Raw genomic sequence first — 25,884 nt, forward strand, 5'->3', positions numbered from 1 at the left:
TCTAGTTACTGACTATTCTAGCTTGGTGTCTCTGGATCCCCCGATCTGCTAAACTAGAACGGATGGTTCACTCGCCAATCTCACGAACTCCGAGTTCAGCCTCGTCTTGATCGTCGTCGCGATCGTCGGTCATGGCTCGGCGTCACCTCGAGCACCGGCACCCTCTTTTAGATCAGAGTTCGTCGAACATGCGGGGCACCTGTGGGCTTCGCCGTCGATGCCGAATACGCGGATAAAGTCGGCCGTGATGTGCCCCTCGCAGTTCTGGCACTTGGGCATAGTGTTAGCACTCCTCGGAGGGGTCGTAAACCCCACTACTTGTCGGTGCGCCGTTCAGCTCGCTTCATGCCACGGCGATCGGAAGTCGCCGGGTGCTGGACGTACACCACGCGCGGTGGGATCGACCAGCGGCTCACCGCTATCGATATCTTTGGCGTTCTGATAGCGGTGGATGTCACCTTCCACGTCCTTCGGAAGATAGGCGCCTCGAGTCTTCTCACCGTTACCTGTGGTCTCTTTGCCTTCAGGAACGCGAAGCCGATAGTGCTCCCCGTCGTTGGTGCTAGTCATGGATTGGCTCTGCAGCGGTCTCGCGATAGTTGGTTAAATTCTCGAGCTGGATTACCGCTGGAGCATGGTGCTAGGCGAGTCTGACAATCTCACGGGTCGCCATGTTGGGTTAATAGGGTTAAGACCTAGCAGTTGATGTTACTCGTCCGGCTCAGTTGTTGGAGCCCGACGGCGGAGCCACTCGAGACCGAGCGCGCCACTGAGTACACTTGCGCCAGTAGTGAAACCTGGGACACTATCAGAACTGATATCCCCCTCGTCGTCTTGACTGCTATTCTGGTTCTGTTCCTGACCGTCGCCGTTGAAGTCGTCGCGATCGGTACTATTGTTGGAGCCGTTGTCTTGATCTCCACTACCACTGTCATCGCTACCGGAATCTCCATCGCTACCAGACTCGTCACCACTCATTTCGTCGGACGAATTCCCGTTACTGCCACCGGCATCGTCGCCGGCGCTATCGTTACTATCGGAGTTATCGCCAGGATCGTCACTGTCATCGTCGCTTGAACCGTCTTGCTGGGAGGACCGAACAGCGACGAGACGCTCGTCTCCCTGAACGTAGAGGCCGTTTTCACCAGCGGTGAACGTCTCCGAAATGCTCAATTCGTCGAAGGTGTCATCAGTGATTGCCCATTTCTCCGACCCGTCGTGGATATCGAAACCGGTGATCGAGTTCTCGATAAAGGAAGGTCTGGCGTAGACGATCGCAGTTTCGCCGGCGATCTGTAGGTTGTGGTACGGGTCAATTCCACCAGGCTGGTGGGACCACCCGTCGCCTGATATGTTATATCGTCCGCCGCCAATCGTGACATCACCCGTACTGGCAGGAGAGGGACCTTCGTAGATCCCGCGGAACGTCCTGAGACTCTCGTCTGGACTAAACGTTAAGTCGGGGTAATTATAGCGAGTGTAGACGCTATCGTTGATAACGACGATCGGTCCCCCATAGACGACTCCCCTATCCATTCCGACCCAATGAGTTTCTCCTGAATGAGCGTCGAGCACGACGAAGGCCTCGCTTTTCTCACCTACGGTAGTTGCGTAAATACGATCATCTTCGATTGCAACCGGTATCGGTTGGAACTCGTACTCTCTTGTGACGTAATTTCCTGGTGGCTGATCGGGATCTTGTACGTCCACTCCGACAGTCTCTTGCTTCCACTCAAGATCGCCAGTATCGGCATTGAATGCGTAAAGTTCGCCGTCAGCAATGACGTAGACGGTTCCATATGCAATCGCCGGGCTGGTCATCTCCGGTTCAGTCTCGAACTCGGCCTCCCAGATAAGCGAATTGTCGTCGGCATCAAGCGCGGTCAGCTGATCACCGGCAACATAGACGACCCCATCTGAGACAGCGGGCGTTCCAGTCGGATTAAACTCCTCGTCTTTCTCCTGAAAGCGGCGCCGCTGCCACTCAAGCGTCCCGTCTTCAGCGTCAAGGACGCGGAGATCGTCCGAAGTTCGCAAGAATACGCGACCGTTCGAGGCTGCGAGATTGCCGGTCACATCATGTGTCCAGGCGACGGTATCGGGTTCAGGGAAGCTGTCCGTGGCACTATATGCGCTGTTGGCGGCGTTTCCACGATAGGACGACCAGCCTGGCGTTTCCTCAACTGGTGTTGGACTCTCATCGGCTGTTTCATCCCCTGCCCCAACAGAGGCAAATACCCCACCAGCTGCGAGTGTCGCACCACTTGCAATGAAAGAACGTCTCTGCCAATTAGACATACTTCCTACGAGTCAGACCACCTATTAAGTTTTTAATGTACACTTTCACGAGGGTGTCACCCTAGCCGAATTCAGTCGGATATCACGCTAAGCCAGCGTCCTCGAAAGTCTCATTGACTACGTCGGCAGTGGGTGCGTTCAGATAGGATTCAATCGCTTGGAATGAGTCCCAGCCACCGACCGCCATGACAACTCGAGGGTTCACCTGCTTATCAACGAGAAGCCGATACTGCTCCCTGTCGTCGGTGTGTTTGACGTGTTTCGGCTTTACTTGTGGAAGGAACCAGTCGAGCAGGCATAACGACGCTCACGGGCGTGAGCGTCTGCTGCATCCTCACCGAACGATTCATCCAATCAAATTGCCTCCGAAACGGGGTGGCGACATGGGGAATCGAAAACAGAATCAGGTGCCGTGTTGAATAGCGATCTAATCGGCTGATATCATGGGTTAGAAAGTCGAAGCCGCGGAAATCGATTCTGACCTATGGAAGTCAATATCCTCGACTTCGTTGAGCAGTGTCGGCACCTAGCCAAACAAGGTTGGGGAAGCACGCGGGCGAGCCCGCCAGCGGCGGGTTCGCCCGCTGGGTGCACGTCGTTCTGCACTGTTTCCGACTCGAAGACGGCCACAGCTACCGTGAAACGCCGAATCGGCTGAAGTACATGACCGAGATTCGTGACGTGCTCGGCTTAGACCGAGACGGTCTTCCTGAGTTCACCACGATCTACAAATCGTTCGACCGGCTGAAAATGTGGGTATGGCGGGCGTTGCTGCGCGTTTCGGCGCAGCAACACCCGCAGTCTGGTCACGCAGCTCTCGACAGTACGTTCTTCGACCGTCGCTCAGCCTCCTCGTACTACCACCAGCGGTCTAGAAGCGACGTGCAAACGCTGAAAGTGACGACATTAACCGATGTAGAACCACTCGCTGTTCTCGATGTGCATATCTCAGCACGCTGGAAACACGATACGAAGACTGGGCCGCAGGTCGTCCGCCGGAATGCGGACGACCTGCTGTCCGTCTCGGCTGACAAAGCCTTGACGGACGATCTATAGCTGGCTCAAGCGACTCGTCAGTATCGAGTCGCTTGAGCAGGCCGTAACTGATGCTCATCGATCTGGAAGAAAACGAAAAATCTCAGAAAAAGAGTTCAAAGAAACTGTCCACGACTCACCTGCGGAAGTTGGGTTCGACGCACCGGCGCTTGTCCAGCAATATCTTGACGAGACCTACGATGTCGGGTACTCAATCCCGAGCTGTCGGCGGTTGCTCAAAGAAGCGGGATTGAATTACCAAAAACCATGCCGTACAGCCGCCGAATCTGATGTTGACGAACAGCAAACGTTCCGCGAGGAACTCAAAAAAAGCGGCGGGAGATGGACACCACCGTAGTCTGTATCGACCAAACCAAGAAATCCGTCCAAGTCGAGTCGCGTGCCGCGTGGTTTCCTCGCGGCACGCGGCCAGCTGTTGAATTATCCGGACAACGTGACTGGACGTGTCTTTTGGGCGCGATCACCGAAAACGGTGATCGCTTTTTCTCTCGATTCGAAGAGTACGTGACTGCCGAACACGCGAAACATTTCATTCTCGCATTATGCAACGAGTTCGAAGATAATCTGATCATTGTGCTGAATGGAGCACCATATTTTCGGGCGTCGGCCGTCACGGACCTGGCGGCCCGTGACGCCCTCGCCCTCGTGAGATTGCCGGCGTACTCGCCAGAGCTCAATCCGGTCGAAGAGTGCTGGATACAACTTCAATCAGCACTAAGCAACCAGTTCTTTGATTCACTTTCTGAACTCACAACAGCCGTTGATACCGCTCTTGATCGGCTCTCTATACCAAAGGCGAGTAATTATTTCTAACTTCCACTATAGAACACCGATACAAACCAAGGGGTCGGATCAGAAGAAATTATACTTCGTCTCTACTCGCCAATTCAAGTTCATCGGCTGACAATACTCGAACCGACTTGTTGGCTTTAAATTCCGAGAGTCCTAGCAAGGCATGTGACTCACAGAAATAATGCGTATTCTGGTTTCCAGTATCCTTATGCTGGATATTGAGCTGCCTAGTTGGTCGTTTTATACAAGTGTGTGAGCCCCATTCACAGTTCATTGTGTGGGTGATTATCACAGGCTGGTATGTAAATATAGAGGGTGGTTTACACAAACTGTTTACTCCCGCCCTCGAGCCACTCGTCCAGCTTGCCGAGCGCGCCGTCGGCGACGAACAGGTGAACATACTCATCATGATGGGTCGATGACGATGTCTCCCGCCGAAGCGTCACGTAGAAATGCGTCTCGGTCAGTGGGACGGTCTCGCCGGTGACGGCACAGACGGCTGACCCGTCGTGCTTGGTCGTTCGGTGGGTCACTGTCGAGACCTGTCAGTCGTCGCGATCGGGTGGCGAGCGACCGCGAAACTGTTGGGTCCGGGCTAGGTATCGAGCAGAGGAGAGAGTCAGGGCTCGAGGGTATGGGTCATTAGCAAAAGGGGGAAGACGCGAGTATCGAGGTTCTCTGGTGTCCCTTTTCGGCCGGCCGCTATAACCGGCCGTGTGGGGCCTCCATGTCTCGTGGGATATCGCTTTGGGCGCGAATCAACGGGTGCAAGCCGTTCCAGTTACCGACGTTTCTCCGCGAGCCCTTCCGGAATCTCTTCCGGATTGTTAAGTGCGATTTATAAGACAACACGCGAATTTCGCGGAGTTCGTCATCTTGAATCCCCATTTTCGAAGTTTAGGTGTGGTTTCGAAATCAAGTTGGTCCTCGAACTCAGCCCGAGTATCACATCGATTAGGTGTCTATTGAGGAACCGCTGGATATCCCGATTCGGGTAAATCAGATCCGCGACCCGCCGCTGTTCGACAACCGGCGGTTTCCAGACCGCCACCTCGAGTTAAATCTCGGATCGGTCGAACGAGCGCAGGAGCTACACGACGCACTCGGCGCGGTGATAGACGAACACGCTCGGAACAGTTGGATCTTTTAGAGTGTTTGTAGTTCCAAACGTTCCGAATACGCATAGAGCTACGACTATCAGGAATATCCTTATGAGAAGTGAGTTAGGACAGATTGGAGAGACTAAGTGATTATGAGTTCGGCACTGTCTAGTTCTGAACCTCCTCGACTGGTGTTTTTCCGTCGAGAGCTTGATGTGGTCTTTGCTGATTGTAGTAATGTACAAACTGTTCAAGCCACTCGCGGACGCTCGCCCGACTGCCCACCCACGAGGTATGGAAGCGGTCAATGCGCATTTTGAGGGTATGAAACCACTTTTCGATCAGGTTTCGATCAACGTAGTTGAGCTGACCGCTCAACCCTAATCAGGAGAGGGCAGTCAGATAGCCGTAGCCATCGACGAGAAACACTGTCTCGGAGAGATCGTGTTTCTCGGTCAATTTATGCAGGAACGCAGCGGCTGGATCGGTTCCTCGTCGTCCGAAGACTGCGACATCAAGAATCAACCGCAAATCTAGGTCGATTGCAGTATATACCCAAGTCCAGTCGCCGTTAATCCTGACAGCGGTTTCGTCAACCGCGACCCGCGACGGCGCAGCCGTCGGCGGGTCTGGAACGCTGTCAGCTAGCCGATGTACCCAATGCCAGATTGCTTGGTGAGACCGTTCAACGCCGAGTGAGCGAAGAATCGCTTGTGTTTCTCGAAGCGAACAACCGGTCGCGTGGAGTCGGACGGCGAACGCCCTGACAGGCGTCGCCGTCCGCTCACGCTCCCAAGATTCATCAAATTCCGCCGTGTAGCACTCGCTGAGCAGGTCTACGAGTGACATAGCCAAACTAACTCTACGGCCTGCTCATTCCTCAAACTGGCCTAACTAGACACTGCCGTGGAGTGCAATCTGGTGGTTTCGACACAGCACGGGGGTTCATCGAGTGCCGATCAAGTTATCGATTTGAGCAGCTATGAGGGTGGTTTTACGATCGGCCCTGGCCGCTAATCGCGGTTACCAACAATTTCCTTCACAAGAGCGTTCTGGAATATAGTTGATCTACGGCCAAGAAGAACACTCAGAGTTTGATCAAATAATCTATGCAGAGTTATATATCCTATTACACGTCTCCTTCTGTACTGGTTGGTGATGATTCGACTATTGTCTCGACAACCTCGTTAGCACGGCCAATGAGAACTGCATTGACTACAGCACCCAATAACAGGATAACACCGCTAAAGTACAACCAGGTGACCAAGAGAAGAATGCTCGCGATGAGATTCCCGTCGCCTCCACTCAGAGAGACATATACCTGAAAGAGTACTTGCAGAATCGTCCAACCAAGAGCTCCAACAAGTGTTCCTGGAAGCACATCCCGCGGTTCGACGTTGATCGTAGGGAACAGATAGTACATCGGAAAGAAAGCGATGATGAGACCCACAACGAGTACTATGGGCACTATAAGACCAATGAGCGGAACGAACGAAAAGAAGGCAACCACGCTGGTGGCAACAATCATTGCAGCGATCCCAAGCATAAGGGTGACGAGCATCAAGAGACCGTTTTTGATCTGCCCAACGAACGAGTCCCGAGCAGTTGTTTCATAGATTTCTGAGAAGGCGGTATCGATTCCACGGAACACCTTGAGTGAACCCCAGACGAGTGTGAGTATTCCGATGATAGAGGCGCTGGCAGTTGATCCAGCGCTAGCGTCTGACTGTTGTTCGAGCATGACTTCGATGACCCCACCAACCGACGGAGAGACGCTATCAGTAGTGAGATCGATAACTTGTTGCTGTAGCATGGGATCTATAAATGACACTGCAAGAAGAACGAACATGAGCAACGGAACGAGCGAAACAAACGCGCTATAGGCGATACTGCCAGCCAAGAAGGTAACATTCTTCTCGCTGAACATGGCCTTGACCAGTTTCACTTGTGCGACGATTGATTGAGTATTCATGATTACCAAATTTCTCCAGATGAATAATCTGTAGTTTGTTGTGGTTGATAGATGTTCTGCATACCGTGCTGACCCGACGCTTGGACTCGCCTACCGAGTAATGACATTCGAATACGAAAGCGATGTGATCGAGACCTTACTGTCGGTAGTTCCCATCGAATCAGAAGTTAGTCAAGACTGATGAGGTTAGATTCTCAGGAAGCGTCTGAATGGGTGTATGAAGTACCTCTACCATCCAAACTCCGTTCTTACGGTCTCTGACCTTGAAACCTTAGCGCTTGATCTCCTCTCTGAGATCCCGATTCCCGGAGTCGAAGCCGCAGCCTTCGACTCCGGGATTATCCGACAGACGCTCCTCCAGGCCGCTGTCGATCAGAAATCCATCAAGGCTGTCACTGACACCACTCGTGGAACATACTCCGATGACTACACGCTTGCCCAACTTCACACGGTCCCGCCTGCTGAACTCGAAGCAATCGCTAACCGCCTTCTCTGTCAGCAGGCGGCGATGATCCTCGGCCCAGTGCCGAGGATCATCTGCCTCGATTTCGTCGATATCCATTATCATGGCTGTCCACACGCTGGGCCTGGCGTAATCTGTCACACGAAGCCTCGCGATGGCACCTCCCAGTGCCATCGCTACCTTGCTGGATTCATTCTTTGTCGGGCCAAACCACTGGTCGTCGCAGTCACACCCGTTCGTGGTGATGAACCGAAGAGCGACGCGGTCGAGCGAGTGCTCGACCACGTCGCAGCCCTCCCCTTTGATGTCGCTGGCGTTCTCGCCGACCGTGGGTTCTACGACGGAACGTCGATCGAGCGACTGGATGCAGTCGCATTAGTCGATCTTCCAGTCGTGCGGCGCGGAAAACAGATGGCGGAGAAACTCAACACAACAGTATCCTACTGGATGAGTACGTGATGTACGAGGGGAGCGAGCGGTAACTACGCTTCCCGCTCGCGGTCTGTGTCTCCTACCAGCAGGGCAATCGAGGTAAACACGGCTTAGCTCGTTCGGGCGTAGGTGGCGTGCGATCTGACCGATCGCACGCCGAAAGATGTCGAAGCACTCTACCAGAAGCGCTCAGCGATCAAGACAGCTTTTCGAACGATGCGTGAAGCGCGTGCACGAACCAGCACGACTGATCCAGTCGTGCGGCTGTTGTTCGTTCTGGTGAGCTTCCTGTTGCGGAATCGCTGGGTGATGCCAGTCGATAGTAATCAGTGTCTTTCCCAACGGGGCACTGCTAGATTGAACCTCTCTGTTTGAGTGCTTTGAGAGGTGGTTGATTATCGAGTGCTTGGTGGCTTCGGTGATGATTGTAATAGGCAGTATAGGCGGTTAGCCACCGCTCGGCGCTGGCCTGACTGCCGTTCCAGGTTTCGTGAAATCGCTTGATCTGCATTGTATAGGTCTGAAAGAGCTCCTCAACGATGCTGCGGTCGGTGTAGTTGAGATCACCGCTGAGATCAGTTCGAGAGAGGGTAGTCAGATATCCCATACCATCGACTAGATTCGGTTACGCAACTACTTCGCAAGCCGACGCCTACCTATTGAGGGGAGAAATGAGGAGGATGTGAATGAAAGACTTGTCCTTGGAGGTGGGTCGGTCGCTTCTGAGTTCTCTGTTTCCGTCAGCACTGACAGATCCAGTCTGAGCTAGTGACAGAAAGTATAAGTTGACGGTTACCGAGAAGTGTACATTGAACGATAATGAGTACTGTTCGAGAGACCCTATACCACACGATATACGTGCTTATGACGCTACTCTGTGGAGTCTGGTTCGGGATCCAGTACGCGATCGGGACTGACCCGGCGGGCCTCTTCTCTCTCGCACTGGTAGTTGTCGTGATCGCCGTTGGAGTCTTACAGTACCAGCCACCTGAACGGACGGAGGATACGACAATCTACGACGTTGAGGCTGCTCGCAAAGCGTATGCGGAGGGCCGGATCCCATTGACGGAGATGGAACGGCGTCTCGACGTTGCGCTCGACCCACAGTCCAAACAGCTCCGTAAGTATGTCGAGGAAGTGAGCGGGGTCGGACCAGAGATCAGTGCCGCGCTCTCTGCGGAGTATCGCTCGACGGAGGCGCTTTCGAAAGCATCAAAAACCGACCTGAAGAAGATATACGGAATCGGACCGAACACCTCCCACGCTATCAAACAACAGTTCTCCCAGCCGGAGGCAAATGAAGAGCGGGAAGCCGCCGACAAGACGTCGTGCGAGAGGACAGAGTGACAGAGCGGAACGGGTCGGTCCTCCTTGTTGGCACTAGAGGTGGATTTGCGGGAGAAGGACCATCTGTTCCTCGGTATGAGTGCCGTCCATTCATTTCGGCTAAACCGAGTGTGGTGTTCCCCACATTCAAGAATCGAGCGACCTGGCCTGAACTGGCCGCATTCTGTCTCTCGGGCTGCGTGAAATATTACTGAGAGTGTTACCCGAAGGTCGACACAGCACGCCCGTGGTTCTTTTGATAGAGGAGCACAGTCGCGAGCTCGGCAAGGACGTAGCGGCTTGTGAACACCGGATCATGTTGGTTGCCAGCTGGATTCGCCTCGAACACAGCCATGGCTCGAGCGTGTTGGTATCGTCCTCTACGCATGCCGCGTGAACCGCTTGCCCCAACATACGACTGTATTGTCATAATTCATGCTGTTCCGGATGTCCCCCACCGTAGCGGACAAATAGTTCACATATTTATTCCAACCCGATCCGATATATTTACCTTCCCAACGTTAAATATTGGAAGTGTATCCAGTGGCAGTGATTGTCTCTGGATATGGCGAGAAACAATACCAATGTCTTCACAAACAGTACCTAGCGGTCATACCATACTTCAAGCACAGGTTCCTGGTTTCCTTGAGGAAACCATCGCAAACATTATCGCATTTATTCCCGCGATCTTCGGTGCCGTTATTATCCTCTTGATCGGCTGGATCCTCGGCCGAATTATCGGGGGAGTTACTACCCGAATCCTTGAGGGTATCGGCCTCTCAGAACATACTCGGGGCACACCGCTCGAAAGCGATACTGATACCGACGGTGGTATCGCCAGCGCAATCGGCACGCTCGTCGCGTACATCGTGTATTTCTACGCTGCACTCGCTGCGGCTGACGTACTCGAAATCGAAATTCTCTCGGAATCGCTTTCAGAGATTGGTGCGTTTCTCCCGGTCATCTTCTCAGCCGCGGTCATCCTCGTTATTGGTTTCATTATTGGTCAACGACTTGGTGACATCGTCGCAGGAATCGTCAGAGGCTTCGGGCTTCGCACCCATATTCGAGGGACACCATTAGAAGATGTAGCCACCTCCGTTGGCGGCATCGGAACCGCTACTGGGAAACTCGTTGAGTACGCTGTTTACTTCTTCACATTGTTGACTGCAGCGGATGCACTTGGTATCACGGCCCTCTCACAGCTTTTGAACGACTTTGCAGCCTTCGTTCCAGCCCTAATCGGTGGTCTGCTCGTGCTAGTCATCGGCGTCTTCGTGGCAGATGCTCTCGAGGATATCGTCGCCAATGTTGACGCAACCCGGCTGACGACACTGGCTGGACTCGGCGTAAAACTGTTCGTCTACTATATCACGATCACGATCGCACTGGATACGATCGGCTTCAGCACAACCGTGTTGACAACACTCTTCACAGCGGCAGTGGCAGCGTTCTTCGGCGCGCTCGGAGTGGCGCTGGCACTGGCGGTTGCCATCGGCGTTGGCTGGGGAAGCAAGGATTACGTTGCGGAGAATATCGAAGACTGGATGGCCAGTGCACGACGGAGTGTTTCCGGACTTGGTGAGGAGTCACACACTCGGTCGACGGATGACTTCGATTCATCGAATCCAACTGACGACTAACGGGATTGATCTCGTAGTTAGGGCCTGAACAATCCATTTTTAACTGACTGAGATCGATGTCGGAGAGACAGTCAATTAATGCTGATTCTATCCTATCTCCTGTCTAGCAGACCCGAGTGCCAGATGGACAGATGCCCGGACCGTGTAGTGGAAAGAGAGAATACTCGAACTGGAGGAGGCGTAGCACAGCGAGCATTGGCCCCGTTCCGCCCAGCGAGGGACTTGACCGCCGGACTCTCCGTATGATGAAACCACTGAATGAGAAAGCGACGTAGGTAAGCAGAACCGGACCTAATTAGATACCGATATCTCCGCCACCGAGGTCGCCGACATCACCCAGATCCAGCTGTGACATCAACTTTTGGCGTTTTTCCTCTGGTAGGTTCTCAATCAGGGTCTGTAGGTCGTCAACATCGACTTCTTCGGGGTTTGGCAGGTTAGCGCTCATGTTGTACCTCCACTGGCAGTGGACGTCTTCAAGGACTAAAATAGCTATTCAGGATTTTATATATGAGTTGCAAGAAGAGAATTATTACAGTCACTCGTATTGTCCGCGGTTTTTAATGTCTCGAGCGACGGTCGAATGGGTCGGCTTGATTCGGTCAGTGACCTCTCGGTAGAAGTGACCGATGTCACGCTCCAGGAGGGTCCGAACGACGATGGCGGATTAAGCTGTTGCCAAGTAGCTAATAGATATCGAACCGCTTGCTCGTGCCGTCCTTTAGGATGACCATCACCATGGTCAGATCTCTGGGACGACCCCTGCACCATAGTATATGTGTCGCTAGTCCAGATACTCACTGCAGTTGCGTAGAAATTAATAATCGTCATCCGTGGGGTTTCCTCTTAGATGACCCCATTAACCATGTCGTCCCTAATTTTCTATAATAAATATAATTATTTATAAATATATTGCAAATTTATATATTTAATTTTTAATTATAGATAATGAGATAATTGATATTCACCACTCCTTGAAGAGACATGGCTTCCGCTTGCTATACGTCTCGATCACCGATTCCGAAGACTCTCTCGGACGAGAAAGTTAATCGCAGCATTGCGGCTCATCCCGTGGCTGTCGACGAATTCGTCGAGGCCGTTGATAAACTGGATTACGTGCAGCGTGTCCGGATCGTTTAACCCGAGCTCGTCGACGCCCAATAGGACTGGGTCGTCGAACTCCGCGGCGCTGATCTTTTCCTCGGTGAGTTTCGTGCTCGAGGATTTCCCGACACCGACGCCGTCGGAGACAATCGACACCAACTCGTATGACGTGACGTTGTGCTCGCTGTCGTAGATTGCCTGATGACGTCCTCGAAGTCTGCGAGCAGTTGCTTCAAAAGGGTCATCTTCTCCACATCTGTATACTGGGAGTGAACCAGCACCGGAGAATGTGTATCAATTAGTTTGACCAACCTAGAGGTTATAAAGGGTATTTCGGTCACCGATAATATCACTGCCACCGGGTGATACATTCCGTTCCACCGCTATCGAGAGATTCTGACTCCTGTCCTTGATGAGGGCGGGGCAAGTAAGCGAGAGACCACGAAACTCGACACGTTCGACAACCAGCTCGTCACCGTGCCGAACAGCGACCTCGCGAATGCAGCCCTAGTAAACAACGAAGCGAACGACGAGCGTCGGGTATCGGTTGGGTTCGGCATCGGCTATGAGGACAGCATTGAACAGGCACGCGATGCGATCATCGACGAAGGGTCGCGCATCGAGGGCGTGCTCGACGACCCCGAGCCGACCGCCCCGATCACGGAACTGGGCGACTCGACTGTGGTGCTCTCGGGACGGATCTGGATGAACCCCGAGGAAAGCAGCTACGGGGCGGTCCGCGCACGGTTCGTCGAGGCCGTCAAGGAGCGCTTCGATGCCGAGGGGCTCGATATGCCGTATCCCAACACCGAACTCTCCGGGGACATCGAGGTCACGAACGCCAGTAAAATCGAGACGATCGCTGACGACTGACACTGCGTCCCGCGGACTGCTCGTTTAGCAGTCATAGGTAACGTACTTTTCTGACTTGATGATAAAAATGAAGAATGATTTCTGAGATCTTGCTCTTTCCTGCCCTGTTGAATAGCTTTTCTACAGCTCACCAAAGAGGGAAAACTGTAGCGTAGGTCTATTTGTTTAGCAGCCGTAGATACCGTACTTATCTGGATTGGTGGCAAGAATGAAGAGTAATTTCTGAGATGTTGTCCTTCGGCCTCTCGTTCGCGGCTGTAGCGCACCTATCCCGACGCCGTACCTCTATTCAACAGAGCAGAAATTACCGTAACCCTACGCCGTCTCCCATTTTCAATAGAGCACTTTGATCCACTTCGTTACCGTGGGTTTCGACGCATCGACGTTTCGTGCGACCTCCCGATAGGATGCATCAGGATTGCCCTCGTAGTATTGACGGACTTGGTGGCGGGCGTGCGAATTTTAGTGAGGGCACTATTATTTTGCAGTCGCTTTCTTGCACTGTTCACTGTCTTTTGTCCGACGCCCAGCTTATCCGCGACTTGTCTCTCGGTCTCGTACTTGTCGAGAACCAGGCCGTCATCGTCGCGAGGCCATGTCGCTTTGATGTAGTTTCTCGCCACCTTCATTACCACTCTTCTCAGATTGGTTTCTATGCCACTTTGTGACAACTGCGGCCAAGAGGTCAAGCGGACGTGGAAGCATACGTCGAGTGAGGAATATGACTGGGTTTGTGGCGACTGCCACCCAGAAGTAGACACTCCGATTTAGTCGTCGCCCTCGCGCATGAACGTACTCGTCGGGATATGCGAATCGGTAAACGTCGGTGGCCTTGCGGACGGTCTCTTTCGAGATGCCGATTTGTTCACCTCCGTCCTCTCGCCATTCGCCAGAATTAGGGGACGCAAAATTTTGCGTGCCTTCCCCACCTTCGGACATCCGGTCTTTAGCCATGGACCGTGCGGTTTCTTCGAGTACCAACGCTTCCTGTGCCTGTTGCCCTGGTGGATTTGTCTAGGCGTCAGTCATTCACTCGGGGTGGGAGCTCCGTCACCGTCACTCAGTTCTCGACGAGTCATGCAGTTGGGGCAGCCGTGTACTTCACCTTCAATGCCGAACACTCGAATGAAGTCTTGAGTAACAAACCCTCCGCACTCGTCACATTCGGGCATCTATTCGGCCCCCTCAGTTGGCATCCCGGTGATAAGCCACTTTGCGCGTGTGACGATCCCGGCCTGGGCCTTGCGTTCGGATAGACTCTTCTCACGTTCGACGTACTCGACTAACTCAGTCACTTCGTCTTGGCGTTTGTTCGTGGCCGTGAGTTGCCGCTGTAACCTATCCCGTTCGTTCTCGAGGTCGTCGTACTCGAGTCCCTGTTGAATAAGCTCACGAGCTACTGCGGACTTGCTCATGTCGCTCTCGTCGGCTCTCGCTTCGATCTCGTCGTGTGTATCGGAATCGACACGGGTTGTAACGGTTTTCATACTCGGCGATACGTTGGTGACACTATCCGTTACGAGCGTATTATCTTGAAAATCAGTCAGACGCGCGTCAGACGGTTAGTCGTCGGAAATTGTCCTCCATTCGGATTGGTCCTCCCCGCTGGGGAACTCAAGTTCATCTATAGTAGCCGCTGCAAGTCAACGCACACCTGATCGCACGACAGCTGTGCGATCAGTGTGTAAATAGTTGCAGTTGTTACTGTAGGGCGTCTGTTTTTCGAGTCTCTTTAGTCGTCTCTTGAGTTTCTTGAGTCCGTTCGGGGGATGATTCATCGGCTATCGGTTCGGGTTCGTTCACGGGGCGTACTGTGGCCTTCCTGTGAGCCGGAGAGCCACCACACTGTGTTTCGCCCGCCTATCTGCTTACTCTCAAGCTGGCCGCCATCTTCGAGACCACGTAACCGGCGAAGCGTCCCACGCCGTTTGATCGGCACTTGCTCAGACACCTCTGCAGTGGACAGTACGGGATCAGTAGTCGATTGAAACACGTTCAACAGATCTTCGTCAGTAACTCGAGGCTTTCGCCCGCTCTTGGTTGGCTTATCTGCCATTACGTCCTACTACGGTCTTAAGCCCCTAAAAGGTGTACCCTCTAAGGCATGGATATAGCATATCAATAGGCACACCGCTCAATGAGTAGATTCATTATTAATGCCGTCTAAGGACATGGTAGAGACAAACCGGCTCCTACGGGGCGTGTTGGAACGCCCGGTGGTCCAAACACCGGGCCGGGTTGTCTCCAATGGAATCGAGAAACCCATGTCAACGAACGATACGCCGACTCAAGAGAGTAACGCTGCAGAACTAACCGTCCTCGAGGCCGCCGGCGACTGCGAGGTTAGTGAGACGGACGAGAAATACGCTGGACCGTTCCAGAGTACGACAAGTACGTGAATCCCACCGGATGCTCCTACGTCCGTTGTAACGACTGTGGACGAGAAATCCTTACTGGACGCAAAGACTTCGCCACCCACCGAGACGGCTGCAAGTTCGGAGATAGCTAATGCAGGGCGTCACTCAAGCCGAACTCAAGCAGGCGCGCCTAGAGCGTATCGAGATAGAACGCGCCTATGCAACGTACACGGAGGAGAAGGATGAGTGAGTACTCAGTCACGTGGCTGTTGCTCGCCGGTACTGGAGTGTACCTGATGGCTGCCTCGCTGGCCGTTCGTGCTATCCGAGGGTTCGCCTAATGCCAGAGTGCGAGAACTGTAGCAACCATGTTACAGATCGATACAAGCGTGTGTTTTCGGCCAACGACGGGACATTACACGCTTGCTCGAATTGGCGCAACACGACCGAAATGCTCGGTGGCGCGGGAGCTGGCGAGTAGAACCACAAGACAGATACCTAGAGATTCCGATCAAGAGACACATGAGCGAAACTACCGAAACCACGACCGAGCAGGACAGCACTGAAAGAGAACTTCCTCCAGGAGGGAGCGAGGGCGTCATCGTTGACTCATAGATACCAAATTCCCCTTAGACAGGGAGTTTTGGACGGACTATGAAATCCACCCAAGCGGGAACGTGGTCACGCTCTACACGGATCACGACGCGTTCGACGTGCCGATGAGGAAGGTGGAGTACATCTGGCATGAGGGCCAAGAGGGCTCTATCCCAGAAGAGTACTGGTAGCAGCGTAATCAGATAACCTCAAGAGTTCCTTTTTCGCGTATTTGGCTGGATAGATGCATCTACAGCCGTGTTTTAGGGACTCAAGGGGAGGTTCGAACGGATAGGATGGGGGTCCCCGAGCGAGATCTGTTGTATTGAAAGGGTCGGTGGCCAACGGCAGGGGGGCGACAACGCGTCGGGTTACCGTTGAGTGTGATGGATCCCCTGCCGTGTTACCATTCATGATTCTCACAGGTGATAAAGTTACACCCTAACGAGCCAGATGTAGGCAGAACGGGGGTTGCTCGAGTCGTCGATAGCATTGAAAAGCTACGTCGGGAAGTGGTAACCGAGGTAGCTTAAGCCGTTCTCGGCAGAGGGCATGTTGGATGACGACGCGATCCCCCTGCATGCAGACTAGATTACTGTATTACAATAAGTCCTCTCAAAGAAGATAGCGCTCGAGCGGGATCTGTTGTATCGAAAGGGTAGGGGTGGGTGGGGTGACGGCAGGGGGCAACAACACGTCGGGGGCAGACAACACGTCGGAGGCGTATGCCTTTCAGTGTAATGAGTGTCCCTGCCGTATTACCATCTATTGCCCCCATGGGTGATAAAGTTGCACTATAACGAGTCAGGAGTAGGCAGAACGAGTTACTCGAGTCGTCGATAGCACTGGAAAAGCTACGTTGGAAGGGGAACCGAGGTAGCTAAATCCCCTGAGGCAGGAGTTCAATGGTGATGTCCACGCATTCCCTGCATATAGACCAGGTTGCTATATCACAATAAATCCTTAGGGTGAGTGTCGCGCTCGAGTGGTGGGTGCTACGGTTCGGGAGTCCTATTGGTTATATCGAACCGTGTACCCAGATTGTCCCCGTTCGGTCCAAATTACAGCGTAAATAGCGTTAGATTTGTCTAACCTACCATATCGGAAGAGAGGTTTCGACGCCCCGCTGCTCGAGGTGTGGAATCAGGGACGATTAGCTGAACTAAGAGATTCTACTCACCGCGATCGTCACTCAGGACGGTGATTCAGTCGTCATCCATCCCTGTGAGCCACCAGCGCGCACGTGTGAGGATACTGGCCTTTCGGTAGGACTTCTCCTCCTCGACGTACTCGACTAGCTCCTACTTCTCTTGACGATCGGCGATGAGTGTCTGCTTCTCGTTCTGCAGTCGTTCAACGTCTCGATCGAGGTCTTCTATCCGCGATTCTGCTCTGTTGAAATCCTATTAGTCCGACACTCTCGCCACTGAAACAGCCGTTAGGCAGGTGTGTGAGTGTATCCTGTTACCGGTTAGCCCCAGCGGAGTTGATTACAACAGTGAGAACTGGGGCGCACTCACAGCTCCAAAACAACTAAGCTAGCAGTCGTTGATTATGGAGCATGGACCCAGTCACATGGGCGAAATCGAAAGGTTTGGCATACGTCGGATTAGAAGCCGGGGCAATGATTTGCATTGTCCTCTTACTCGCGTTGACTGTGCTGAAAATTACCAACGTCTCCTACGAACCTGGTATCAACACGTCACTCGTTGCCGTTGCCGCTATCTTCCTTGCCATCATGGGCATGAAATTCGACAAACCTGACAACGATGGTACTAGTGCGTAGCGCTGGCACGTTTAACTGCTGTATCTAACAATCAGAGTGACTGGTCGAGATTATGAATGAAGCAGCCGAGTGCAAGTTCACGGAATTGCTTCCACCAGTACCGAGAACGGACGAACGCACCGTACTTGCGCTTGAGACTCGAATTCACCGTCTCGTTCTGACTTAGCTGACCGTACAAATCTGCATCTAATCGCGCATTCCACGCTTTATGGAGTGGCGAGAACTCACGGTGTTTGATGAGCGAACGCATGTCCTTCTCACAGGCTAATACGCGAATTTTCTGATCGTCGTATCCCCTGTCTCCAAGGAGAATCGCAACGTCGTCGGTGTTTCGTTTGATGAGCGCGGGTACGATCTTGGTGTCGTGCTTTCTGGTAGTCGTCACGTGCAGGTCAAGAATCGCATTTGCACTTGTATCGACCAGCAACGTGACTTTCAACTGCTGAATTGTTAGCTTCGCCCGCTTTGTATAGTGCTTGGAAGCATGACTGCGATCAAAGCCTGACGCATCGATAGCAACAACGCCGTTCGTCGGAAGTAGCATCACTGAAAGGTTGAGAAGCACCTGCCAGACAGCCATATCAAGTCGGCCAAGCGCTTTGCACAGCGTTGACGGCGAAGGAAGTTCGGTGAGTCCGATAGCGCGCCGGATACGGGGCATCTCGATGAGTTCGTCAAGAAGGGCACGGTAGGTCGTATTTTTCCGAACTTTGAGACAGAGGAGGACGACGTGCTGGTGGAGCGTGTAGCGTCGTTTCGAGAATTTCGAAGAATACCGCGCGACTGCTCGCTGAGCCAAGTGAAATGCTTGTTCGACAAATCGGGGTAACTACGACTTTGGGAGGGTCTCCATCCAGTCACTCTACTGGTTGAATCTGTAACTCTCCGAGGATTTCAACAGAGCCAATATCGACTAGCTCATCGTTTTTTGTCGGATCGCTCGCTCGGGATAACTCACTCGCGGCTCCCTCGAAAACGAGATCAGCTCATTCGTGGTTTCGGTAGGCGTCGCCAACTCTGGCGGGAATCGTCGGTACTCGAGCTTAAGAGAGCTGTCGTCGTCCACTGTCACGGTTAGATCACCAACCCCGCGGCAAACAGCGCTGCGTAGAGCGCCAGAAGCTTGCCAGTCGCTTCGAGTGCCGGGTTGAGCGCCTTACCGTCGGTTCTGGACCAAACCGTCCGGGTGATCATCGCCGCGTAAGGAATCGAAACGAACGGGAGCAAGATGCTCGCGCCGAATCTCTCGACGAGCCAGAACCAGATCGGCGTGAGGTACGCGAGCGAGAGCATCGCGGTGAACTCGATGCGACTCCCGTGGTAGCCGAGGCGGACGGCGAGCGTTCGCTTGCCAGTCTCGGCGTCGGTTTCCCTGTCGCGAACGTTGTTCACGACGATCATCGCTGTGGAGAGCCCGGCAACAGGGAGGCTCGCAAGGAACACCTGCCGGGTGACTGTTCCGTCAGGAATCGTCATCACAAACGGTTCGACCGCGGAAACGGCCTGTATGTAGTAGGTGCCGACGACGGCGACGATACCAAAGAAGACGAAGACGAGGAGATCGCCAAGACCGTGATAGCCGAGTGGGTACGGACCGCCGGTGTAGGCCCATCCACAGAAGACGCTTATAAGTCCGAAGACGATGATCGGCACCCCACCGACGGAGACCAGATAGGTACCGGAGAGGATCGCCAGCGCGAACATAGCGAACGCTGCAAGTTTGACCTCCCGAGCAGGAATGATCCCCGCTTGCGTGACACGAGTGAATCCCTCCCGATCCTCGGTGTCCACACCTCTGATCGCGTCATAGTAGTCGTTCGCGAAGTTCGTTCCAATCTGGATCAACACAATATCGACGAACGCCATCAACGCGGGGAACGGCTCGAAAACACTCTCATGGGTTGCGAGTCCCGCACCGACGATAACCGGTGCCGCGGCTGCGGGCAAGGTCTGCGGGCGGGCAGCCAGCAACCACGCCTTTGTCCGTGACACGTCACCCTCGCCCGTACTCATGTGTCAAGCATCCGACTCGGGTACATGTCAACATTGGTATTGCAGCCAATCGAATGGGGTAACCCACGACCCCGAGCCGAATCTCGTGCTACATCCGCACTATGTATGCAGCAGGTCAGCTGAAAACCATCACTGAGAAGGCTTCACGAAGACCACTCAGTTTCCAGCCAATGTGAGGAGTCCTCCAGTCAATAGCAACCGCAAACCGCGAAAAATGATTGTACCACAGGTGGCGTTGTTACTTGGCCAGTGCCTTTCCTTCCAGTTTCTCGACCTCTTCGAGGGCAGCATTCGCGTTGACAAGCCCGGATCCTTGCTGGTCGGGCCCAAGTCCGACGTCTTCTGCGGACGCAGTGAGGTGTTCGCGGATTTCATCGTTAGAGAGGCCGTGTGCGGCCAGCAACGCTGCCGAACCCGTCACGTGCGGTGTCGCCATCGAGGTGCCTTCCATGACCCCATACTGATTTCCAGGCATCGTCGATAACACGAGAGTACCAGGAGCGGTCAGGTTCACTTCGGGGCCCGTGTTCGAAAACGATGCGAGCGAATCGTCTTGCGCGATCGCACTTACACCAATCACTTCATCGAGGTCCGCAGGGTAGTCCACCTGCGGGTGGCCGTCATTCCCAGTCGCCGCAACGAGCAGGAGCCCCTCCTCGTGAGCGAACTTGACAGCCTCGGTCTGTGTCTGCGTTGTCTCTGGTTCGCCCACGCTGAGATTGGCGACATCGTAGCCTTTTCGTGCTGCATGCATGATACCAGCAGCGATGTCCGCATCGGTTCCAGTTCCCTGGTTATCGAGCACCTTCACAGGATGGAGAGTCGCGGACGGACTCACACCAACGACCCCAATATCGTTATCGAGTGCGGCGATCGTTCCCGACACGTGCGTGCCGTGGCCGTCGTCATCAGCCCACGCTTCACCGCTCTCGGCCGTGGTCTCAACGAAGGCGACACCCTCGCCGATGTTGGTATGTAGGTCTTCGTGCGTGGGGTCGATACCGGTATCGATGACCGCAACGTGGGTACCACACCCGGTCTCACCTCGTTCGTGCGCCGCCAGAGCACCAATTCGTTCGATACCCCAGGGCTTCCATTGCTCGGCTTCGAGATCCTCTTGTATTTGGTTGTCAGGGTCAGTGTCAGGAAGATCGAGGCTCCGCTCGATGTTCTCTTCGACGAATCGAATATCCTCATGGTCACCGAGGGCACTGAGATCGCTCTCTGTAACTTCGACTGTGGTGATATCCAGGTTCTCGAACTCGTGGTGGACTTCTACCGCGATATCTCTCGCATGCGCTCTTCCTGCCTCGGTCTCGTGACCGACATTGTATTGAGCCGTCGTCTCTGCATCCTGTGCTGCAGTCGTTCCGATGCTTCCAAGCATTGCACCTGCAATTCCCGCGGTGGCAGCTGTTCGGAGATATGATCGTCGTCCAATGCGTGTCTCGAGTCGCGTTTCAGGTGGTTTGTTCATAGACGAACCACTCGCTATGCCCATCGATTCTGCATTAGTTCAAACACAGCTACATGTCCTATAGGGGATAGTTAGTGTCTATAGGGAGTGTTAAATCCAACAAAAATTGCAACATACGAGTGAGATTGCGGGGAGTATCATCATGCTCATGGCAATCATAACAACGGCCTAATACCATCGGGTCTACTCACGCGACTGAATCGGGCTCATTGAGCGATTACAGTTCTAATTCACTAGATATGTCACTCAAAGATAAGGGCGTTCCAACCGGCGACGTGGATGCGTAGTGACGCCGTACCCGCTGGTTAGCCGATTTTCACACTGCACGGTCACTGAGTGAGTCTGCTGATTGCGGATCCTTGATTCACAACGTGGGATGGCCATATCTCGATTTGATCTAACTACGCACCTCGCGGAGTTCCTCTGCTCGCCGGGCAATCTAGTTGAGGAACGGAAGGCGTTGTTGATGCCAGGTTTCGTAGGCGACACACGACTGAAGTATTAATATACCGTCATCGATCGCGATTCCCGTGTCAATGTTCCGGGGGTTCGAACGACTCGAGGCGTTGTTGTGACGTCAGTGACTCAACAGTGCAATCAGTCTCTGGCATCGTAGGATCCTCCCAGCACTCTGAGGAGCAAACAACACTACCTTCCTTTAGCCGTGTTCGCAGTAGGAGGGTGTGACCTACGAACCCGCCGTCGTCGGTGCAGGTGAGCCACCACTGGGGGCCTGCTGGCGGTACCGGGAGAGCTTCTTATACAGCAATAGCCCGATACCACTAACGTAGACAACTGCGACGGCGAGTCCGATGACGCCTGGGAGGTACGTCACGAGGGTATCGTAGATTCCGTGGAGGACCGCGGCGATGAGCAATCCCTTGATGACGATGGGAGCATACGACTCTGGATTGGCCTTCGCGAGGCCGAGGTAATACCCGGCCAAGGCAGTAAGGACCACGTGGAACGGCACAGCGGGCACCCGCCCGATCGCTCCGCCCACGGCCAGTGAGAGTGCTGGATCGCTCGCCGAGCCTTGTGCAACTGCCCTTGCGATGTATTCCGAACTCTCAAGGGCGGCAAAGCCCAGCCCCGCGACGGCTCCGTAGAGCGCACCATCAAGAGCTGTCTGAAAGCTCGACCGCTCGAAAGCGTACAGCCGGACAGCCGCCCACTTCACGAGCTCTTCGATCGGTCCGACGACCAGGAGGAAAAACATGGCCGTACCGACGACAGGGAGGGCCTCGATGACGGGCTGAAGACTCCCCTCAATGAGTATGGCGAAGCCGGCAAATGCCCCGCCGAGGAGGAACGTTACGACCAGTCCTTTGTGTGAAATCGTCATCGGGTTGATCCGTCGGATGTACCTAATGATAAGCAGTCCGACCAGCAGAGAGAGCAACACCACACCGATGAGCCACGGATACTGGACTAGCTCGGACCCGATGGTCGCAAGTGGGTGAGCGGCAAAAAGCACGGCGACCACAGCCGCGAGGAAAACCCACCACCGACCAACGAATCGGGAGACCCCGACCGCAAGATGATCAAGTCTTGTTCGCTCTTCCCAGGTCGTCACATCGTACTGCTCCCTGTCGTCGATGCCACCTTCTGGACTATCTGAGACCATGCACCAACCGCGGGAATAATCGACAAAAATATTGCCGATGGTTATTTGAAATGTTCTCCTATTACTTATAGTGATATCATCTGCACTTTTTTATTGGTAAGGGTAATAGAGGGATAATCGCGCGAAAACGTCGTGACTCGTACGTCTGAAGTCTGTAGTAGAATGCTAATATACGAGTAGCAATGAAAATCACCATAGCCGATTTCTGTCCTAGAGGGCTGCTGCCCAAACACGGGGTCACGTCTCCAGAAGGTCGAGCTCGACCAGCTGTGTCTGAACCGTCTCAATCGCTGCTTGTGCATCTGACGGTTGTTCACCACCCGTAATCACGAGTTTGCCACTGCCGAAGAGTAAGACGACGACATCTGGCTCGTCCAATCGATAGACCAATCCCGGGAATTGTTCTAGCTCGTACTCGACCGCCTCCAACTCAAGACCGATCGCAATCGCAGTGAGATTGAGTCGAGCCCCCAAATCACTACTCGTCACGATATTTTGGATTGTCATTTGGATGATCTTGAGCAGCCCTGTTCTCCTTTACCCTACCCTCGAGACCTCGCGGGCGCGTTCCGTCCGACTGACCGCGGCCAGCGTGACAACAAGTTGGCGTGATTCGGCGACGGCCACCTAGGGGTCGTCCGCGACGCAGCGACTGCCCAGTCCTTCTTCGAGAAGCCGATCCATCCCGGCCTCGAGGCGCTCTCGTGCCGGCCCGCCGGTCACCACGCCACAGAGGACGGGATAGAACCAGTCCATTGCGTGCTGAGAGATCGTCGCGATGGTTTGCAGCGGCCCGCCGTAACTCGCCGAGTTCATCGTCGGTCATCCATACCTTGTATTGATCCTCTTTCCCGGTTGCTTCGGGTCGCCTGTAAGCTTCTATAAGAAAACGGCACTAGATGTCTGTAGTATTACAATATTTGTTGAGGGAGATGCCCAATAGCCTGGTCAATACGGGGAGTATGATTTATTCGTTTCTGACTTGTCTAATAAAGCGTCAAGGCTATTATCAACAAGTACCAAGGTTCACTAACTGTTGGAATGCAACGAGAGAGACAACATAACCCAGGAGATAGTGATAAATAGATGGCTGAATGCCAGAATTGCGGAACACACGTCACAGACCAATATGCTCGTGTGTTCACACCAGACGGTGTTGAGAACCCTCGAGTCTGCCCACAGTGTCCAGATAAACTGCGGGATGGTGCTAAAATTCGAGAAGCAAAATCACAGCGGCGATGAGAATACACATTCATGTACAACAGAATATATGAAAGAAGAATAGCAGAATATTTTCGTCCCTCTAACCAATATCGGTATCCAGCGTCAACTTCTCTCTAGGAGCAATGCCAGATCTAGCAATCACCGAGTACGATGAGTATGAGACCTTTGCCCAAGCATGGCAAGATGATGGGAAAGCCAATGAGACGGAAACCCAGTTGTCTTGGCAGTTGCCTGGCCAGTTCGATGACAACGAACTCCTGATCCGCCTCCCAGAGTGGCTCGCAGAAGAGAAAATCGGTTTCGTTGATGGCAAAACGCCAACTGAGTTCGTCGGCCAGATCGATCGCCAAACAGAGCAGGCAATCCACTTCACTAATTCAGCAGTTGCACCCTCACTCAAGCGACTGGCCCACCGCATCCAGCATCTTGAAAAAGGCATCGAGAACGCCGGTGACGATGAAACCCGCTCTGAATGGCTAGAAAACCAGTTGCAAGAGAAACGTCACACATTCGACCAGCGAACAGAGCTCACAGGATTATCCGAGGAATGGATACCCAAGAGCCAAGTGCAGCGTGCTGTTCGCCGCAAGGAGCCACCTCATGAGACCCACTCGACGAAGTGAACTGCGTACAGTGAGACACAACCTCGGTTTGACAGTTATTCGCCGCTATTGATCGAGAGATCAGACACCGTGATGCCGACATTCTCGAGAGTGATATCGACCTGGCAAATATCATAGGATCGGCCATTATACTCGAGTGTCACACCATCAGCGTGCAGTGAGAAAGAGTTGATCGAGTAAGTGCGCTCGTCGATTTCGACTGTCGGGAGCGCCTGACTCGAGATTTCAACCTCATCAATGGAGGCGTGCTTATCTTCGAGCGAAATATCGATACTACCTAGCTGCTTGGAGTTCGTCTCAGCGCCGTCTGCAGCCGCAACCGTGGCGAAACCGGTTACACTGACCATCAGGACGAGGCATATTGCGAGCCGCTGTGTCATTGAACGCATATTCCGAAATACGAATTCAAAACATATAACTTTATTTTAATTATTATTCATTACTATAGACTTGATTAATGTACAGTGCAAGTCAGAATAGCTGGTACTGGAACCAGAGTACGTGGCGCCCAGTTCATTCAGTCTGAAATTCTTGTGCAAGGCTGAACGTAGTGAAGTCCTCGATACGATTTCGCCGTCTCTTTCCTCAGGTAGTACCACGGCTTCGGTGGGATCGTCACATCGACCATACCGGAGTTCCGCTGTAACGCCGTTCTCCTCGAGTTCGATCATCCACTGGTTCATTTGCCCTCCGGTGGGAGTTCGACCGTGGGTTCGATCATTCCAGCGTCCCAGCGGAAAAGGGGGGAGGTTCCTCGCGTTTGTTACGCGGCATCATGACCCACCTGTTTCAACTGAAGGTGATAGAAAGTCGCCGACAGCGGCACATCTGACGTGTGGCAGACGTGTTAGTTGGAGGTGACCTCGAGCACGAGTCGCTGGTCACGAGAGAGATTTGAGAGTCGGGAGCGAACCACGGCCTGGTCCGCGTCGGGTTTCGAGTCGTTGATCACAGCCCACGTGACTCGTTCGGCCGAGCCGTTTGCGGTATTCCGGACGCTGTGAGAGAGCAACGCGATCGCGTCCCGAGCATCTGAATCCGAACACCGGGCGATGTACTCGATCTCGCCGCCACCGATCACGCCGGGTTCGACGCCGACGCTTGCGCGTTTTCTCAAGAATCGG

23 protein-coding genes and 10 pseudogenes are annotated in these 25,884 nt (G+C 53.6%); 13 read left to right on the forward strand and 20 right to left on the reverse strand.

Annotation, left to right across the window (positions count from 1 at the left end):
- Positions 1-129: 129 nt before the first annotated feature.
- From PGX04_RS06445 to PGX04_RS34475, 4 genes and pseudogenes are all read right to left on the reverse strand, one after another.
- Positions 130-279, reverse strand: coding sequence for a DUF7563 family protein (locus PGX04_RS06445; protein ID WP_273737759.1), 150 nt, complete (start codon positions 277-279; stop codon positions 130-132).
- 99 nt (positions 280-378) lie between these two features.
- Positions 379-561 (reverse strand): annotated as a pseudogene (locus tag PGX04_RS06450) (site-specific integrase); the annotation flags it as partial.
- 147 nt (positions 562-708) lie between these two features.
- Positions 709-2,298 carry an outer membrane protein assembly factor BamB family protein gene (locus PGX04_RS06455; RefSeq protein ID WP_273737761.1) on the reverse strand — a complete coding sequence of 530 codons (1,590 nt, stop codon included), beginning with the start codon at positions 2,296-2,298 and terminating at the stop codon, positions 709-711.
- Between the two features lie 82 nt (positions 2,299-2,380).
- Positions 2,381-2,524 (reverse strand): annotated as a pseudogene (locus tag PGX04_RS34475) (site-specific integrase); the annotation flags it as partial.
- Positions 2,525-2,782: 258 nt separating this feature from the next.
- Between PGX04_RS34475 and PGX04_RS06460 the strand changes: the two are divergent.
- Both PGX04_RS06460 and PGX04_RS06465 read left to right on the forward strand, forming a co-directional pair.
- A pseudogene (locus tag PGX04_RS06460) lies at positions 2,783-3,345 on the forward strand (transposase); the annotation flags it as partial.
- Positions 3,341-4,167, forward strand: a pseudogene (locus PGX04_RS06465) (IS630 family transposase); the annotation flags it as partial. The pseudogenes PGX04_RS06460 and PGX04_RS06465, both read left to right, overlap by 5 nt.
- Before the next feature lie 299 nt (positions 4,168-4,466).
- Here the strand turns inward: PGX04_RS06465 and PGX04_RS06470 are convergent.
- Positions 4,467-4,679, reverse strand: a complete 213-nt coding sequence (locus tag PGX04_RS06470) for a hypothetical protein (protein WP_273737762.1) — start codon at positions 4,677-4,679, stop codon at positions 4,467-4,469.
- A 425-nt stretch (positions 4,680-5,104) separates the two neighbouring features.
- Here PGX04_RS06470 and PGX04_RS06475 point away from each other — a divergent pair, with 425 nt between their 5' ends.
- Complete coding sequence (locus PGX04_RS06475) at positions 5,105-5,296, forward strand: hypothetical protein (protein ID WP_273737763.1); 192 nt, start codon at positions 5,105-5,107, stop codon at positions 5,294-5,296.
- Between the two features lie 118 nt (positions 5,297-5,414).
- On the opposite strand, the pseudogene PGX04_RS06480 reads toward PGX04_RS06475, so the two are convergent.
- Both PGX04_RS06480 and PGX04_RS06485 read right to left on the reverse strand, forming a co-directional pair.
- Positions 5,415-6,095 (reverse strand): annotated as a pseudogene (locus PGX04_RS06480) (IS6 family transposase).
- 280 nt (positions 6,096-6,375) lie between these two features.
- On the reverse strand, positions 6,376-7,218 hold the full coding sequence (locus tag PGX04_RS06485) for a YihY/virulence factor BrkB family protein (protein ID WP_273737764.1): 843 nt from the start codon (positions 7,216-7,218) through the stop codon (positions 6,376-6,378).
- A 217-nt stretch (positions 7,219-7,435) separates the two neighbouring features.
- On the opposite strand from PGX04_RS06485, the gene PGX04_RS06490 reads away from it, so the two are divergent.
- Entirely contained in the window at positions 7,436-8,140 is a 705-nt protein-coding gene (locus PGX04_RS06490) for a hypothetical protein (protein ID WP_273737765.1), read from the forward strand.
- 325 nt (positions 8,141-8,465) lie between these two features.
- On the opposite strand, the pseudogene PGX04_RS34480 reads toward PGX04_RS06490, so the two are convergent.
- Positions 8,466-8,732: pseudogene (locus PGX04_RS34480) on the reverse strand (IS6 family transposase); the annotation flags it as partial.
- A gap of 200 nt (positions 8,733-8,932) precedes the next feature.
- Between PGX04_RS34480 and PGX04_RS06495 the strand changes: the two are divergent.
- Together PGX04_RS06495 and PGX04_RS06500 are read left to right on the forward strand one after the other, a co-directional pair.
- A complete protein-coding gene (locus PGX04_RS06495; protein ID WP_273737766.1) occupies positions 8,933-9,460 on the forward strand; it encodes a helix-hairpin-helix domain-containing protein in 528 nt (175 codons plus the stop codon).
- A 563-nt stretch (positions 9,461-10,023) separates the two neighbouring features.
- Positions 10,024-11,082 carry a mechanosensitive ion channel family protein gene (locus PGX04_RS06500; RefSeq protein WP_273737767.1) on the forward strand — a complete coding sequence of 353 codons (1,059 nt, stop codon included), beginning with the start codon at positions 10,024-10,026 and terminating at the stop codon, positions 11,080-11,082.
- A gap of 295 nt (positions 11,083-11,377) precedes the next feature.
- Here PGX04_RS06500 and PGX04_RS06505 read toward each other — a convergent pair whose 3' ends face one another.
- The gene (locus PGX04_RS06505) at positions 11,378-11,530 is read right to left on the reverse strand and encodes a hypothetical protein (RefSeq protein WP_273737768.1); all 153 of its coding nucleotides are present in this window, start codon (positions 11,528-11,530) and stop codon (positions 11,378-11,380) included.
- Between the two features lie 563 nt (positions 11,531-12,093).
- Positions 12,094-12,342 (reverse strand): hypothetical protein, encoded by a 249-nt coding sequence (locus PGX04_RS06510; protein ID WP_273737769.1) that lies wholly within the window; start codon positions 12,340-12,342, stop codon positions 12,094-12,096.
- A 285-nt stretch (positions 12,343-12,627) separates the two neighbouring features.
- Here PGX04_RS06510 and PGX04_RS06515 point away from each other — a divergent pair.
- Positions 12,628-13,059 (forward strand): annotated as a pseudogene (locus PGX04_RS06515) (mechanosensitive ion channel family protein); the annotation flags it as partial.
- A 1,025-nt stretch (positions 13,060-14,084) separates the two neighbouring features.
- On the opposite strand, the gene PGX04_RS34485 reads toward PGX04_RS06515, so the two are convergent.
- Together PGX04_RS34485 and PGX04_RS06520 are read right to left on the reverse strand one after the other, a co-directional pair.
- Complete coding sequence (locus PGX04_RS34485) at positions 14,085-14,231, reverse strand: DUF7563 family protein (protein WP_425498434.1); 147 nt, start codon at positions 14,229-14,231, stop codon at positions 14,085-14,087.
- Complete coding sequence (locus PGX04_RS06520) at positions 14,232-14,546, reverse strand: hypothetical protein (protein ID WP_273737770.1); 315 nt, start codon at positions 14,544-14,546, stop codon at positions 14,232-14,234.
- Positions 14,547-15,323: 777 nt separating this feature from the next.
- Between PGX04_RS06520 and PGX04_RS06525 the strand changes: the two genes are divergently transcribed.
- From PGX04_RS06525 to PGX04_RS06530, 4 genes are all read left to right on the forward strand, one after another.
- Positions 15,324-15,458 (forward strand): hypothetical protein, encoded by a 135-nt coding sequence (locus tag PGX04_RS06525; RefSeq protein WP_273737771.1) that lies wholly within the window; start codon positions 15,324-15,326, stop codon positions 15,456-15,458.
- Positions 15,455-15,568, forward strand: a complete 114-nt coding sequence (locus PGX04_RS35005) for a DUF8118 domain-containing protein (RefSeq protein ID WP_465263796.1) — start codon at positions 15,455-15,457, stop codon at positions 15,566-15,568. Before PGX04_RS06525 ends, PGX04_RS35005 begins: the two co-directional genes overlap by 4 nt.
- 188 nt (positions 15,569-15,756) lie before the next feature.
- The gene (locus PGX04_RS34490) at positions 15,757-15,897 is read left to right on the forward strand and encodes a DUF7563 family protein (RefSeq protein ID WP_425498435.1); all 141 of its coding nucleotides are present in this window, start codon (positions 15,757-15,759) and stop codon (positions 15,895-15,897) included.
- Between the two features lie 1,674 nt (positions 15,898-17,571).
- A complete protein-coding gene (locus PGX04_RS06530; protein WP_273737772.1) occupies positions 17,572-17,796 on the forward strand; it encodes a hypothetical protein in 225 nt (74 codons plus the stop codon).
- Between the two features lie 31 nt (positions 17,797-17,827).
- Here PGX04_RS06530 and PGX04_RS06535 read toward each other — a convergent pair whose 3' ends face one another.
- The 6 genes and pseudogenes from PGX04_RS06535 to PGX04_RS06560 form a co-directional block, all read right to left on the reverse strand.
- Positions 17,828-18,595 (reverse strand): IS5 family transposase, encoded by a 768-nt coding sequence (locus tag PGX04_RS06535; RefSeq protein WP_273737773.1) that lies wholly within the window; start codon positions 18,593-18,595, stop codon positions 17,828-17,830.
- A gap of 275 nt (positions 18,596-18,870) precedes the next feature.
- A complete protein-coding gene (locus PGX04_RS06540) occupies positions 18,871-19,809 on the reverse strand; it encodes a 1,4-dihydroxy-2-naphthoate polyprenyltransferase (protein ID WP_273737774.1) in 939 nt (312 codons plus the stop codon).
- A gap of 238 nt (positions 19,810-20,047) precedes the next feature.
- Complete coding sequence (locus PGX04_RS06545; RefSeq protein WP_273737775.1) at positions 20,048-21,196, reverse strand: S8 family peptidase; 1,149 nt, start codon at positions 21,194-21,196, stop codon at positions 20,048-20,050.
- A 778-nt stretch (positions 21,197-21,974) separates the two neighbouring features.
- A complete protein-coding gene (locus tag PGX04_RS06550) occupies positions 21,975-22,913 on the reverse strand; it encodes a PrsW family intramembrane metalloprotease (RefSeq protein ID WP_273737776.1) in 939 nt (312 codons plus the stop codon).
- Between the two features lie 237 nt (positions 22,914-23,150).
- Positions 23,151-23,423: pseudogene (locus PGX04_RS06555) on the reverse strand (TATA-box-binding protein); the annotation flags it as partial.
- Between the two features lie 42 nt (positions 23,424-23,465).
- A pseudogene (locus tag PGX04_RS06560) lies at positions 23,466-23,681 on the reverse strand (prenyltransferase); the annotation flags it as partial.
- Positions 23,682-23,999: 318 nt separating this feature from the next.
- Between PGX04_RS06560 and PGX04_RS34495 the strand changes: the two are divergent.
- Both PGX04_RS34495 and PGX04_RS06565 read left to right on the forward strand, forming a co-directional pair.
- On the forward strand, positions 24,000-24,155 hold the full coding sequence (locus tag PGX04_RS34495; RefSeq protein ID WP_425498436.1) for a DUF7563 family protein: 156 nt from the start codon (positions 24,000-24,002) through the stop codon (positions 24,153-24,155).
- Positions 24,156-24,259: 104 nt separating this feature from the next.
- Positions 24,260-24,760, forward strand: a complete 501-nt coding sequence (locus PGX04_RS06565; RefSeq protein ID WP_273737777.1) for a hypothetical protein — start codon at positions 24,260-24,262, stop codon at positions 24,758-24,760.
- A gap of 35 nt (positions 24,761-24,795) precedes the next feature.
- On the opposite strand, the gene PGX04_RS06570 is transcribed toward PGX04_RS06565, so the two are convergent.
- Entirely contained in the window at positions 24,796-25,140 is a 345-nt protein-coding gene (locus PGX04_RS06570) for a hypothetical protein (RefSeq protein ID WP_273737778.1), read from the reverse strand.
- 467 nt (positions 25,141-25,607) lie between these two features.
- Positions 25,608-25,884, reverse strand: a pseudogene (locus tag PGX04_RS06575) (Cdc6/Cdc18 family protein); the annotation flags it as partial.

The sequence above is a fragment of the Natrinema soli genome (assembly GCF_028618695.1).